Raw genomic sequence first — 13,330 nt, 5'->3', positions numbered from 1 at the left:
TGTTATCTGGCCCCTGCATGAAAAAAGTGGTCTCAAAAGAGAGGCTGAACAGCGACATTGCTGACGTAATGAGCAAACGCGCGGCGACCTGATGAATCTCATCGCCTGTTTCGCTATACTGCGTGCCGCTGTCCCCTTAGTTAAATGGATATAACGAGCCCCTCCTAAGGGCTAGTTGCAGGTTCGATTCCTGCAGGGGACAATATCTGCCCTCCCTTTTACACCTGCCGCATGACAAAACCTGCTTTTTACCGGCGCGATTAATCCTCACTGGTAATCGGGTCAGAATGCTGTCCATGACGTTTCGTCACGCAACGATTCTGACCCGGTAATACAATTTCCGGAATGTCATTCGGGCAGGCATTGAGCAGAGTCTGCAGAACATTCATCCGCGCTGACTGCATCGCGGTCGCCATGCTTATAGCGGACTTAATCACAGCGCATTTTCGCGTCTGCGACTACTCTGCGGCATTCTGTTTTATTTCAGCATAGCTGGCTGTTAACTGTTTCAGATGCATCTCCAGCTGTGCGCGGGCTGCGGCAGGCAAAGGCGCACCAGCCGGTTGTTGAGACAGTACGCGCAGTTGTTCTTCAGCGGGTATCGATTTGTGAAATGAGTGCATTGCAGTAAAAACGATGGATTTCAGCTCACTCACCGTGATGTATTTGCCTTTCTGCTGATCCAGCCCGTTCAGCCTGTTGCTCAGATTTTTTAGCGTTGTCATTCCCTGATCCCAGCCATTGCGCTGTTCTGGCGACAACACGGCCGCGTTAAGGTTTTGCTGCCACTGATCTGCCAGGGATTTGCCCTGCTCCGGCCACAGCGCCTGAGCCTGCTCTGTAAGTGTCCGGCTGTAGGCGATACTCCAGTCAGGAGGCAATCTGTCCAGTCGGGCCAGCTGCTGCTCCGTTTGTGTAATGAGAGACTGGGGTAGCGGCGGTTGCCGACGTAACCGATCCAGATCTTCCGGCGCAAGCGGTGAAGGTAGCGGTGCCAGCGATGCGGCAAACCGGACCTTCAGGGGTTCGGACCGGTTCAGAGAATGCCATCCCCACCCTGCCGCCATGCATATCATCAGCATGGCGCACATCCCGGCAGCAAAGAATGTCCATCTGTTAACCGGGACGGGCGCAGCGGTCAGCACGTTCACGTTCGGCTGCGGTTCCGATTCCGCGACATATACCCACTTCACTGCCCTGCCCTGAGCATCATCAGACCGGCAACCGGCAGGCTCCTTTGAGGCGGCTGTCGCCTCCTTCATCACGGTGGCAGGCAATACGGTATCTGGCTGGGTGTCCGGCGCGGTGCAGGCCGTGCCGTCGCTGTTTTCCAGCCGGACAGCACTCATGTGCATCTGAGTACGCAACGTATCGAGCTGGCTCAGATGCTTAAGCTCCAGACGCTGCAGCACCTCTCCCAGTCCGGTAAGCAGTTGCTCCGCCCGGTAGAGCTGGCTGAGGTCGCTGTAATTTAACGGAAGCGAGCGCATTCGTTGCTGCAAACGTTGACTCAGACTGCTGAGGATTTCCATACGGGCATGGACTGGCTGAGGCCACAGCGCCCCCCACTGATGTCTGACCAGGGCCTCGATTATCGTCAGCCCTTCATTAAGCCCGAATAAGCCAGCCAGTTGCGCACGCGCCAGCGTATACCAGGCTGCCGTTTGCAATTCCACGCCGTTCTGCTCAAACAGTGAAAGGCAGAGCTTTTCAACATACTGCCAGTTCACATCCGGGCGCGCCGGATGTGTCAGCTTACCGAGTTCATCGCGCAGGGCGCTGTAATCCGGCAGCGTGCGCGGATCACCGCCGGTTTTGATTTTTCGCGGGGAAGTGTCATTCATGACCAGTTGTCCGTTGGGTATATCTGAAGGGATGAAAGATGTTCGTTTAAATGGCTGGTAGGATTTCAGGCAATTAACAGGTTTAAAAATCACGCACTCTTTAACAGCTTCAGACGCTACTGCAGAAGCGCAATAATCAGGCTAAAAAATGTGCTCTCGTTAAACCCCTGCCCGGAACGGGAGAGATCACCAGACGGAGCAAAGGTCCAGTCGTTCACCGAAACTGACCGCATAAATAGTCGTCCCAATGGCATCACCTGCACGCCATCCCTGAAGGTCACCTCCACGCATCCTGTCACGCCCTGACCGTACAGGAATACCGGCACAAAGTTTACAGACCGGTTGTCGATATGGAGGGCGAAACTGGCAATCTCAAATGCTCCGCCCTCGACCAGCAGGTCCGTGACGGACACGGCCTGCGTTTCAACATGCAGGCCGGTATCTGTCAGCCATATATCCATCTGCTCCTGAAGCTGTGTCATTCGCAGGCGGAATGCCGCTATATTAGCCTGCGTTTTACAGGTAAATGAGACCGGGCCACGTTGCCTGTCCTGCAGTTTTTTGAGGAACTGTGATTTTAGAGACATGGTGCTTTCTGGCCTCAGATCCGGGTTGTGGTGTCGAGATAGTGCTGTTGCTTCAGATGCCTCAACAGCACCCGCCCCTCGGGCATAAACTCAGTGCCGTAGCGGACAAGTCCGACGCCTTTCAGCTCTGCATCAATGGCATAGCGCAGTTCGCCGGGCACGTGCTGCTCAAGCAGAACAACGTCTATCTTTTTCAGGCGGGGCTCATATCTGAGCAGCAGCGTCGAAAGCGTGCCCATCAGTTCATGAGCCGTTCCTGGCATGCCCTGCAGGATTCGGGTCATATCCGGCAGGCCATAGTCGGGCAGATGCGCCAGCGTACCGGCACGGCAGTTGAGGATACGCTGCATATTGTCCAGTACGGACAGAATCAGCTGGTTCTCCTCGCTGACCTGATGGAGATCGAGGCCGCCGGTGAAGTTGCCCGTCAGCATTTCATACAGTGAAGGCGTATTGTTTACCTGTGGCATCAGTCATCCCTGAGCGGTTTCAGCGTCAGATGGTTGTTACCGGCTTCAAGAATGCGCGGCTTATCCGGGTCAAGATCTTCGCGCTTAATTACCAGCTTCCAGCTGTTGTTAACCCTGTCCGGGTGGCGGAAGAGCCCAGCCACAGCGACAAACTGTGCATCGGCCTCCATCGGCATATTCAGGTCCGCATCACCGCCCGGCTTCAAAACCACATCACGGCTCGCCAGCAGGTCAGCTTTCAGAATGGTTTCCCCCTCTTTCAGCAACTGCTGGTAGACCGTTTTGTCGAATGTTTTGCGATCTCTCAGCTGCCAGACACGAATAATCACCGGCTCGGACAGCGAATTACTCTCGCTGGAGTCGGTGTTAAGCGCCTCACGGGCAGTGAAATCCAGGTGCAGCACTTTAATCTTTTTGTAGAACACCGCGTTAAATGCTGATTTAGTGCCATCGCTAATACCCTGCGTCACCCCGCAGCCCGCCAGACTGAATGTCAGCAGGGGTAACAGCCAGCGCGCGGTCTTAGTTAAACTTGTACGTAACACGTCGGTTTCCTTGTTGTGGTGTGGCGGGCTTCATGCCGGTGTAATAGCCCAGTTCTGTCGTAAAAGTCTGCGGGATATCGTCCGGGAGGGCTTCGTCTTCCGCGCCCAGCACGCCATTCATCCCCAGCCAGAAGGGTCCTTCGCCGAGCGGCGGCGCGGCCAGCAGTCGGGTTTGGGTGGTCAGGGTGATTTTTGCCTTAAAACGCCAGCCAAGGTAGACACGCAGCATCACCAGAAAGTCCTGATACAGCAGACCGTCCGGTTTCCAGCCCTGCGACTCCTGTTCGTTTTCGGTGGACAGGGCAATCAGCAGCTGGCTGCTGGCATCCATCGCCTCGTCACCCAGCGGCGTGTTGCCATCCAGCAGAAAATCGTCGTCTCCGTAAAAACCTAATGGCTGACTGATTTCCACCGGACGCAGGCAATATGGGCTGACCCTGACGGTGGTATCCGGGGCAAGCAGCGTCACCAGCGCCTGTATTCCCTCCTGCGTTTTTCCCGGCTGGCGAAGTACACCAAGCAGCGCCAGAAAGCGCGACACCGGCGTGGCAATATGCTTTGCCGTCCCGGGAATACCCAGCCCCACCAGGCCAAGCAGCGACTGTGAAATCGCATCAGTACCGCCTGGCTCAAAGGTGGCCGGATACGAGTACTTACGCCAGATGCGATAAAATTGCGTCAGGATGCGGTGGCTGAAGATATCCAGAAAGCCCTGTAGCGCCTCATGCCCTTCCCGGCACTGGGCGATGTCATCGAGATAGGCGGTCGGCAGCGGCGAATCCACGCCATACACGCCCATAAATGTGGTGCGAATGAGCGGTGGTTTGCTGCCATTCTCTTCGTCATAGCCGACGGCTTTGAGTTCGCCAGCCGGAAAGCCCATTCCGGGATGCGGCGCAAAGCGCACCGGATCGTCAGAAGGATGGCTGGTTGAGCCTATCAGCGGCCTGCCCGGGTTCTGCTTCTCCAGTAGCTGGCAGAAACGGTAAAAGTTTATCCGGTTAAGGTCAGCCTCCAGCCGTGGGGTCAGCCGGGAATACGGCGGTTGTGCTTCTCTTCCCATTCCAGACGCTCTCCGGTCGGTTGCAGGATAATAATCAGGCGGTTGAACAGATAGATATCGGTATACAGCGCGAAGAAGCGACTCAGCATCTCACCAAACAGGCAGATGTCACCGCGCCCGGCAAAGCCGTGGCTGTCGAGCGTCAAGTCAATCTGCACGCCGCGCACCAGGTAGCCCTGTTCGAAGCGCTCCGTTTCGCTATGCTTCACGTCGATAATCGCCTCCAGACGACGGCGGTTCATCTCACTGTCCGTCCACTCATACAGCGCCAGGGTGCCGCGCAGCACGTCGGCATTATCCATCATCGACAGGAAGCCGCTGCCAAGGTGGCTAAGCACGCGCCAGTGGAAGCGATCCTGATCCGGTGGGTAACAGGGTAATGTCGGTGCACACAGGTTGCGGACGGCAATACTGGCTGAGGTGGTTTTCATCACCGTATCCAGCACGGTGCTTTGTAGCGCGCGGCGTGGTAACTGGCCGTTGGTACCGGTCAGCGTCAGAGACAGGCTTTCATTTTCCGGAACGGTATGGTTATCAAAGGCTTCGCCACCGAGGACAAGCCAGGTGTTATGCAGCCCGGACGGGCCACGTCGCACGCGGGTGTGGTAATAATATTCCGGCGCCTCATGACGCATCATGCCGCCTTTATGGCGGAAGCTTGAGAACGGCACGTAAGTATGCTGGCTTGATGACATCACAGAATCCACCGCGTATATCTCGGTATGGCCATCCTGAACGCGCATCGGGCGCAGCATATATTCGGTCTGCAGGGAGTTGACCGTCAGTGGGTCAGATTCCAGCGGAAACAGGTTGATCACCGGCACACAGTTCAGGCGCAGATGCTTTTCGGTAAAGCTGAAGTCATGCTCCCAGCGCTCCGTCAGCACCACGTCGATTTCAAACCAGGGGAGCTCAGCCGGAAAGACGACAGTTTCCAGCCCACGCAGGCCCGCAAACATGAACTTCTCGCGGAAGGTGAAATACTCCAGCAGCAGCTGATAGCCGCTAAAACTGCTGCTCCCCTTCGGCCACAGGTCGTCATCATCGCCAAAGCCCAGTGCAGCGAAATAGCCGTCCAACGGTTTTCTGTCCACATCGCCTGGCATGCGCAACCACAGATGCGCCATGTTCATGGTAAAAGCTTCATGCATGGCGCAGGCCAGCGGCGCGTCGGCATTAAAATAGAACGGGATTTGAGTGAGATCGACACGACGCCAGTCGGCAAGGTGGCTGCAGTTAAAGCGCAGGCTGATAACCGAACGTCCGTCAGAGTCAGTCGACAGGCGGGCGTGCTCAAGCGACAGTGGCCGGAGGGTGATCGCTTTGGTGGTGGTGTAGCGGCAACGCGTGCCCTTCTCACCGATCGGCCTTGAGTTCACCTCAAAGCCTTTGACGATTCGCATCGGCTCTTTCATTTCGCGCCAGTCAGGGGTGAATTCCACCACTGACATCGACGGAATGGTGCGCAGGTAATGCGGCCAAAGCAGGCTGACCAGGCCTTCGGTCAGTTCAGGCAGGTCGTCATCGAGCTTCTCCCGCAGGCGGCCCATCAGGAAAGCAAAGCCTTCGAACAGGCGCTCCACAAACGGGTCACGTGCAGCTGCCTTGTCGAGATTGAGCATTGCTGCCTGCTCGGGATGCGCACGGGCAAACTCTTCACCGGCTTCCAGCAGGTAGCGCATTTCAGCGTCATAATAACGCAGGGTCAAATCATCCATAAAAACCTGAATAAGTGTGAATTAAAGGTATGCGAGGGATTTTTACCCGCAAAGCACTGCACTGCTCGCTGGATCGAGCGCAATCAGCCCTGCAAGAAGCTGGTCCATCTCTGGCTGTAACCGTGATTTATCGGTTTCACTGCGTGTGGCTTTCATGCGCAGAAGTCTGAGGCGGCGTGATTTCACTTCAAACAGCAGTGCCGGCGTCCACTGCGTGAGGGTAATGGACTGTGCGGCACTATCGAGCTCACCCAGCAGATGCAGGGCCAGTTCATTTTTGCCCTTCTGCTCTGCTACGCGGGCCATCAACAGACGCAGCAACCATTTGTCTTTTGTGGTGTCACTGCCCGGGCGGGTCTGCAGCCAGTGAAGTGTGGCATCCAGACCGTCACTATCCGCTTTATCCAGCGCTTCCGGCTCAAGAGACAGAATATCGTTATTATCCCCACTGTCGGCGCTGACCGGCTCATCCCGCCAGCCGGACATATCGTCCAGTACGCTCTGGTTTATCCAGTTCAGCGTCACTTCATCAGCAAACGGCGTTCCGTCATTAAAGGCCAGGGTTTCAAGCCCGGTAAGGCGGCGCAGCAACCCTTTCAGGTCTGCGGTGATGATGTCGGCCAGTACATCCTGCCCTGATTTCATCAGGGCCTGGTGGATATACCACTGTAAATCCAGCCAGAGGTGGTTGGCACCGCGCGAGAAGGTATTGTCCGCTTGTTCCAGAATCTCCAGCCAGCTCTGCTGGAGATATAGCCGTTTGAGCATGGCTCGCTGGTCAGCCCTTGGCGGTTCGATGCGCGTTTTCCCCTCAGCATCCGGGACCGGAATAGTGTTCAGCGTGTCATGACGCAGACTCTTCATCAGCCGATGCGCCGCAAGCCAGCCACCGGGCTGTTCACGCAGATACCCTGTCAGGATGCGCGCCTGAGCCAGTAAATCCTGACCAGAGGTAATGCGGCTCAGTATCGGCGCGTCAGGCTCTGTCGCGTGTAAGGTCTGTGACTGACTCTTGTTACTGACATTCTGAGGTACCACGGCATCCACACCCCCGGCCTTCATCAGGCGGGATTCCAGCGCGCTGTACAGAGCATTCAGCGCCGGTCGTGACGCCTCCGGCTCTCTCTCCAGGCTGTCCGTAATGAGCAACAGCGCCCCGGCGGTACGCTGTGCATCCTCGCGGACGACCTCCGGATACAATGACAGACTGTCCAGAACGCGGGTACCGCCGAGCCATTCGAGCGCGGCCTTCCGGCTGCGGTCCCGCTGCGGGTGAAGCTGCATGCCGAAGCGCTGCAGTAATCCCGCCAGCAGTTCAAGCCCTTCGGCAAAGCCAGCCTCGCCATCCTGGTGCAGGCGCGCCCAGCAGTAATACGTCGCCACCCGGATATCTTTCGCCCCGGTGATCAGTAACTTCTCGGCAAGCGTGCATATCAGCCCGGTATCGATCCCGGTGAGTTTATTGACCTCTTCGCGGATACGCTGAAAATCATCATCATATCCCGGGTCTTCACCTGTCAGACTGCTGCCACTTACCGGCGTAAGCCAGCCCTGCCAGTTTTCCATGCGCGTCTGCGCCTGTTGTCGCAGCTGAGTTTCGTCTGCCTGACAGGCGGCAACCAGATTCTGCAGTGTGCTCATTATTCGACTCCATCACTGTCACTGTTTCCGGTACTGGCCATCAGCGCCTGCGCGGTGGCCGCACTGTCGACACTGAATATCTGATCGGGCAGCGTGAAACCGCGAAGATCCAGCAGTGCCAGCGGACCTTTGCCGAGTTGTGAGCGCAGCACCCACTGCAGAGTGCGACTGTCCGGGGCGGTAAAGCTCATCATCCACTGGCTGCGGTCAAGCTGCTGGCGTTTGCCCTGCTCCAGCCAGCGAATAAAGCCCCAGGTCCCGCTGTAATCCCCGAACAGGCGCGCACCGGCGTTGACGGTGGTCCAGGTCAGCATCGTCCCCGGCCTGTAAGTCTCTCCCGGCCAGCGGAAACTCTGCCAGTCGGCCATCTGGTTGAAGTAATGCAGCTTTTGCCCATCAATGGTCAACTGCGTCTCCACCACCTGCGGTACAGGACGCGCCTGCAGCTCAAAGCTGATGCCCTGGCTGCCATCGGTAAACAGAATGTCCGACAGCTGGCTCAGCTGGTTAACCGCACGCAGGAAGGCCGGGTTAAAGCTCAGGCCCTGGCTGTTAATCTTATCCGGCACCCACTGGCTGCCCTCTTTGTGCAGCACACCGCTGAGCTCCGTCGTCAGGAAGCGCTCAATACGTCCGCTATCCTTACGCACGAATTCAGCCAGCATCGGCAGGGAGGCATCACTTTTACTCGCTGTAAACGGGAAGCGCCCGTCAAAGGCGGTGCGCCAGTTTGCGACAACGGAACGACTCCACTTATCGTTCAGGCTGGCTGCGGAGGGCTGAAGCACGGTCTCCCAGGCCTGGGTCAGCGGCTGCACAAACATCGTGTTGCCAAACCCACTCCACTCTTCACCCAGGCTGGCGGAAATCAGGCTGCCATACTGTTGGGTGTCAGTAAGATCCACGCTTTTACCCTGAAATACCGTCTGCGCCAGGGTCTGCATCATCTCCAGCGGATCAGAGGCGCTGGCCACCTGTTGCAGACGCAGACGCACACGCGTGATACGGGTCAGCCAGGTCTGCAGGCTCAGAGAATTGTCAGCGGACATAACGTTGCTGCTTTTGTTTTTACCCAGAAGCTGAAGCAGCGGGCCAAAGGTTTCATCCAGCGGACCCTGCGGGCCTGCCGCCGACTGGTCAATCGCCGGTTTATCTTTGCCGCCCACCAGCTCTTTAGCCGACTGGATGATCGAGTCCGACAGACCTTCGCGTTGCTGACCGGTCTGTCCCTGCCAGGCGAGCGTATTCATCAGGGCAATCAGTGGCGACTGACGGACATCACTCATTAGCGTCAGCTGGTCGGTGACGTCGGCGATATTGTTTGCCAGGTTCCAGTGCAGACTGTTAAGGAAACTCAGCCAGCGACCAGCAAAGTCGGTGAAGTACCTTTGCGTCAGACGGGCTTTCAGGGCTTCCGGCGACAGATCGGCTGAAACTGCTTTATGGGAATCGCTCAGCACCCAGTCGATTTCATCCCGGCGGGAATTTGCCGCTTTTTCGATAGCGGGCTGAATGCCCCCCTCCCAGGCCTGGCGCGTGAACATGCCCGGCACCACATCTTCAGTCGTGAACAGACGACGGGCATCGGTACCGCCGGTCATGTCCTCCAGAGAGAGATCGGCGAAGTTACGCCGCACGGATTTGAGCATGTTCTGGTACAGCGTGCTTTCAGCATTACGCCGTCCAATCTGCTGCAACAGGACCTGGCGGCTCTGGCTCACCAGCTGCGCATCCGGCGTGATTTTCCACTGTGGCTGCTCTGGCAGTTCGGAGATATAGAACGCCCACAAATCCGGCGACAGGCTTTGCCACAGGCCGGCTGAAATACCCATCCGCGTCGGCTGCACGGTTTTCATAGCCTGCGCATAAAACGCACCATCGGCTTTATCCGGACGAGCCATCATCAGCCAGGCTTTAAGCTGGTCATAACCCGGTTTAGCAAGCGCAGCGCGCTGGTCACTGTTGGGGGCTGAATTCACCAGCGCACTGAGTTTTTGCATCAGCGCCTGATTCGCCGGGTCGCGTATCAGGCGGTTGTTTGCCACGCCGTACCAGGGCAGCATCGCGTCAAGCAGCTGCGGGTTATGGTCCAGACCAAAGCGCTGATACCAGGGTGCGCCGTCTTTAATACGGTGCTTCAGGCGGCCGGCGTCATTACGCAGCCTATGCAGGGCGGTGAGCTGGTCATCCGAAACAGAGGGATGTTCTGCCAGGGCATGCGCCTGCCCGGCAACAGAAACGATCTGCTGACGGTTGACCGCGAAAGACAGCAGCGTTCCCGCGCCCCAGATACCGATAAGGGCCATCAGCGCCCAGGCAACCGTCTGTTCCCACGCCATACCGACCCGGCGGCCACGAACACGGACGCAGTCATCCACGATGCCCTGCCAGGTGACCGGCAGGCTCAGGGCGTGGCGCTGTGATTCGGGGATATATTTATCAGCGTCGGCAGGTGCAGCACCGGCTGCTTCTCCTGCGATAGCAGCGATTTTATTCTCCGGCAGGCTGAACATCAGGCCACGCAGCGGAATGCGCTGCTGGGAGGCTGCCAGCCATGGCACCAGCTGCTGAGCCCAGCGGGCGATACCGCCGTTTTTGAGGTGCTGGCCCAGTCGCAGCAGAAAGTCGTGGCTGTTGTTCTCAGCGACCTGACTCATTCCCTGGTTTCGCAGTGTTGGCAGCATCCGTTCAAGCTGGCGGGTAATGTCGTCAGGCTGGGCACGCAGCGGGAAAGTAGCCCCAACCGTCTGTTCATTACGTTTTGCCTGCGACCAGGTGCTGTCGCACAACTGCCATAAATAAACCGGGGCAGAATAACGCAACAGTTCGCTGATTTTTTCCAGTTCGCGTAGATCACTTTCGCTCATCTGCGGCGTAATATTCTGTCCTTCGCCATTTACGCGTACGATGCCGTCCAGAGGACGACCACGTCGCAGCTTGCGCAGGGCGGTGTATTTTTTTTCGTCGGGTTCAGCGGTCAGGCTGCCGCCGTAAATCAAGACCGTGCGGTTACCTTCCAGCCACTGACGGGTTTGCAGGTTGGGCACGAGCTGTGCGATGGCGTTTTCATCGCCTGTGACTAATAGCAGACGAACTTTACTTCGCCAGAAGAAGCTATAGCGGCGGCGGAGATGGCTACCGATGTCTGCCTTGAGCGGCAGCAGGGGCGTTCTTTTCTTTTTGACCGGTCTGGAAGAAGACTCTCCCATCACTTTATCCCGAATCATTAAATGAAAAGCGATAAACCCCAGCACCAGTACGCAGAGCGACACTCCCCAGACAACAAAACAGGCCGTCATAATTCGACGTATCACGTCCCATTCCGTGGAGAGATCTTCCCCCCAATACCACCACAACAATCCACCTGCCAGTACAAGCAGCGTGACAGTAGCAACAAACAACACCGCCGTGGCAAGCACCGAAAATTCAGCGGGTTTATTTTCCTTCACCATAAGGTTTAATAATTCCAAGAGCGAGAGTATGTAGAGGGTCTTTGGCTATCCAGCCGCAGGGTTCTTGATAAGTTTTTGCGTAAAGGGCCGCCAGAATCAGCACGATAATCATTTCCATATCACCGGGGTTCCCCCAGTTGAGGTCCTGAACGTGATGGGTCACATTCCAGCCGCTTTGCGCCAGGGTGGGCAGCGTCGGCTGTGAGAACAGCATGCAGGCGTCAGGCGACTTTTCGAGGTCGCTTTGCTGCTCCGCGCGCTCGCAGATTGCGGTTAAAACCTCTTTTCCAGCGATATCGTAAACCTCCCCCCGGGTAACGCTGACCAGCCCATTCTGCGCGACCAGACACAGTGCAGCGGACTCACCGGCAGGCTGTGCAGAATTAAACGAAGAAGCTATCGAATGGCACCCGGCGACCAGAATAGCCTCTGATTCAGGGAGCGTTTGAGCCGTTGCGGCAAGTTCAGACAGCGTCTCCTCGCCTTGCCATGTCTCCGGTTTGTCAGGAAGCGCCACGTCCGGAAATGAAACCTGCATTTGAGTACAGAAAGCACGCCAGGCATCCAGAGAACCCTGCCAGTAGCAGCGCCATAAGCGTGGGAGGGAGGAATCTGCGCTTTGCGTCTGCCATTGCAACACCAGCAGTTTTGCCAGCAAAGCCTCACGTTCAGCCACCGTATCAACCAGCGTTCGACCAATACGCAGCGCTTTCCCGCTCGACTCATTTTTGATCTCAGGAACACGATGCTCCCGCTTTAGCAGCCTCAGCCAGTGTTGCATATCGGTTCCGGCCGGGCCCAGCAGCACCATTTCACTGAGCGCAAAACGGTATTGATGCTGCTCCCACCAGGCCTGTCGCTGCTGCTCAATCAGTTGTTCATAATACCGGGCGTTATGAACCGAAGTCCGGTAATACAGCTGGCGTATTAACCAGAGCACGCCCATCAGAACCACCGCACCAGCCATTCCTTTTATAACCAGCCCTGCACCGCTCCCGGCAGAATGAAGCAGCGCGCCGCCCCCTCCGAACAGCAACACCATCAGCGCGCCCGCGGACAGCCATCGCTTGCCATCAGGAGGGCGCGCGCCCCGGTAGGGCGGATACTCCGGTAACGGCCTCACAGTTCAATGCCGCAATCGGGAAAGGAGCTCACTAGCGTGCAGCCGCAGGCACAACGGTGACCGTGCAGCGCCACCGGCTGTCCGTCCACTTCCGATAACGAACTGCCTTCGCTGATGACCGTCATGCCATGTTTATTGCACTTCACCGCATCGCCTTTACAGGCCATCCCTTTCCCGAAGCAAAGATAATGCCCGCCCAGCACTTTCCCGCCGTACTCCCGCAGGGTATCGCCCTCGCGTATCACTGCTTTCATCCTTTGTTCCTCCCTGAATCAGGCCGTTACGGTCGCCTTAAGATTTTCCGCCCAGCCGGACTCAATCATCGATTTTGCCAGCGCCAGCCGCTGCTCGCTGACGACCTGAGTCTGCTGTGCAACCACCGTGCCTGGCTCCATCGTTGGTGCCTGCAGCTGTGCGGCATCAGGCAGCATCGGCAGCGGTTTGCCGGAAAGCAGATCGATGGCCTGTGTTTCGAGGTAAACGGCCCCCACGGTACCGGCAAGTCCCGTGAGTTTGCCCTTCGCGCTTTTCTGTCTGATGATAACGGCCGCGCCTGCGGCAAGGGTCGCCACCCCCACCACCGCCCCGGCAATCATCAGCGGCGTCATCGGCTTACTGCAGCGGCTGCCGAAGTAGATCATCCGGTAGAGGAAATAGCTGCCCCAGGGTTCGCGGGAGCCTAAGGCGTTGTGCATAAACCATGCGCGGGAATCATGGACCTGATCGTCAAACAGCGCCCGCACCAGCCCGCCAGGTTCAGTGGCGTTACCCGCTTCGCCGCTCGCCGGGAAAAGCACTTTTACACGATCCTCCCCGGCGGTTTTCATGCGGAGCCATTCGCCATACTCATTGTCGTTATTCAGCAGGAAGATGGCGTTACTCACTGA

The 13,330-nt window shown here is 57.3% G+C and carries 10 protein-coding genes, 1 tRNA gene and 1 pseudogene; 1 reads left to right on the top strand and 11 read right to left on the bottom strand.

The genetic code is table 11. The annotated features are described in order from the left end of the window. Positions 1-130: 130 nt before the first annotated feature. Positions 131-202: transfer RNA gene (locus HFD92_RS08085), tRNA-Arg, on the top strand. A gap of 256 nt (positions 203-458) precedes the next feature. Here HFD92_RS08085 and HFD92_RS08080 read toward each other — a convergent pair. From HFD92_RS08080 to HFD92_RS08030, 11 genes and pseudogenes are all read right to left on the bottom strand, one after another. Then, positions 459-1,844 carry a VasL domain-containing protein gene (locus HFD92_RS08080; protein ID WP_111208569.1) on the bottom strand — a complete coding sequence of 462 codons (1,386 nt, stop codon included), beginning with the start codon at positions 1,842-1,844 and terminating at the stop codon, positions 459-461. A gap of 116 nt (positions 1,845-1,960) precedes the next feature. Then, entirely contained in the window at positions 1,961-2,431 is a 471-nt protein-coding gene (locus HFD92_RS08075) for a hypothetical protein (RefSeq protein ID WP_167428732.1), read from the bottom strand. A 14-nt stretch (positions 2,432-2,445) separates the two neighbouring features. Next, positions 2,446-2,901: a type VI secretion system baseplate subunit TssE gene (gene tssE, locus HFD92_RS08070; RefSeq protein ID WP_167428731.1), complete on the bottom strand. Its 456-nt coding sequence runs from the start codon at positions 2,899-2,901 to the stop codon at positions 2,446-2,448. Continuing rightward, the gene (gene tssJ / locus HFD92_RS08065) at positions 2,901-3,446 is read right to left on the bottom strand and encodes a type VI secretion system lipoprotein TssJ (protein ID WP_167428730.1); all 546 of its coding nucleotides are present in this window, start codon (positions 3,444-3,446) and stop codon (positions 2,901-2,903) included. The genes tssE and tssJ overlap by 1 nt, the downstream gene beginning before the upstream one ends. Next, the gene (tssG, locus tag HFD92_RS08060) at positions 3,424-4,509 is read right to left on the bottom strand and encodes a type VI secretion system baseplate subunit TssG (RefSeq protein WP_167428729.1); all 1,086 of its coding nucleotides are present in this window, start codon (positions 4,507-4,509) and stop codon (positions 3,424-3,426) included. The genes tssJ and tssG overlap by 23 nt, the downstream gene beginning before the upstream one ends. Beyond that, positions 4,473-6,227 (bottom strand): type VI secretion system baseplate subunit TssF, encoded by a 1,755-nt coding sequence (tssF, locus tag HFD92_RS08055; protein WP_167428728.1) that lies wholly within the window; start codon positions 6,225-6,227, stop codon positions 4,473-4,475. The genes tssG and tssF overlap by 37 nt, the downstream gene beginning before the upstream one ends. Before the next feature lie 42 nt (positions 6,228-6,269). Beyond that, on the bottom strand, positions 6,270-7,868 hold the full coding sequence (tssA, locus tag HFD92_RS08050; RefSeq protein WP_167428727.1) for a type VI secretion system protein TssA: 1,599 nt from the start codon (positions 7,866-7,868) through the stop codon (positions 6,270-6,272). Then, complete coding sequence (locus HFD92_RS08045; RefSeq protein ID WP_167428726.1) at positions 7,868-11,320, bottom strand: ImcF-related family protein; 3,453 nt, start codon at positions 11,318-11,320, stop codon at positions 7,868-7,870. Before HFD92_RS08045 ends, tssA begins: the two co-directional genes overlap by 1 nt. Next, positions 11,304-12,362, bottom strand: coding sequence for a hypothetical protein (locus tag HFD92_RS08040; protein ID WP_167428725.1), 1,059 nt, complete (start codon positions 12,360-12,362; stop codon positions 11,304-11,306). Before HFD92_RS08040 ends, HFD92_RS08045 begins: the two co-directional genes overlap by 17 nt. Before the next feature lie 77 nt (positions 12,363-12,439). Next, the gene (locus HFD92_RS08035) at positions 12,440-12,697 is read right to left on the bottom strand and encodes a PAAR domain-containing protein (protein WP_167428724.1); all 258 of its coding nucleotides are present in this window, start codon (positions 12,695-12,697) and stop codon (positions 12,440-12,442) included. 18 nt (positions 12,698-12,715) lie between these two features. Further along, positions 12,716-13,330: pseudogene (locus HFD92_RS08030) on the bottom strand (DUF2235 domain-containing protein); the annotation flags it as partial.

The organism is Pantoea sp. EKM101V (genome assembly GCF_011800325.1).
GTDB lineage: Bacteria > Pseudomonadota > Gammaproteobacteria > Enterobacterales > Enterobacteriaceae > Pantoea > Pantoea anthophila.
The sequence above is the reverse complement of the archived record's forward strand: the minus strand, read 5'-3'. Positions and strand labels throughout refer to the sequence as shown.

Coding starts and splice junctions, on each gene's coding strand:
- HFD92_RS08080 (WP_111208569.1), bottom strand. CDS start 1,844: ATGAATGACACTTCCCCGCGAAAAATCAAAACCGGCGGTGATCCGCGC.
- HFD92_RS08075 (WP_167428732.1), bottom strand. CDS start 2,431: ATGTCTCTAAAATCACAGTTCCTCAAAAAACTGCAGGACAGGCAACGT.
- tssE (WP_167428731.1), bottom strand. CDS start 2,901: ATGCCACAGGTAAACAATACGCCTTCACTGTATGAAATGCTGACGGGC.
- tssG (WP_167428729.1), bottom strand. CDS start 4,509: ATGGGAAGAGAAGCACAACCGCCGTATTCCCGGCTGACCCCACGGCTG.
- tssF (WP_167428728.1), bottom strand. CDS start 6,227: ATGGATGATTTGACCCTGCGTTATTATGACGCTGAAATGCGCTACCTG.
- tssA (WP_167428727.1), bottom strand. CDS start 7,868: ATGAGCACACTGCAGAATCTGGTTGCCGCCTGTCAGGCAGACGAAACT.
- HFD92_RS08045 (WP_167428726.1), bottom strand. CDS start 11,320: ATGGTGAAGGAAAATAAACCCGCTGAATTTTCGGTGCTTGCCACGGCG.
- HFD92_RS08040 (WP_167428725.1), bottom strand. CDS start 12,362: ATGGTGTTGCTGTTCGGAGGGGGCGGCGCGCTGCTTCATTCTGCCGGG.
- HFD92_RS08035 (WP_167428724.1), bottom strand. CDS start 12,697: ATGAAAGCAGTGATACGCGAGGGCGATACCCTGCGGGAGTACGGCGGG.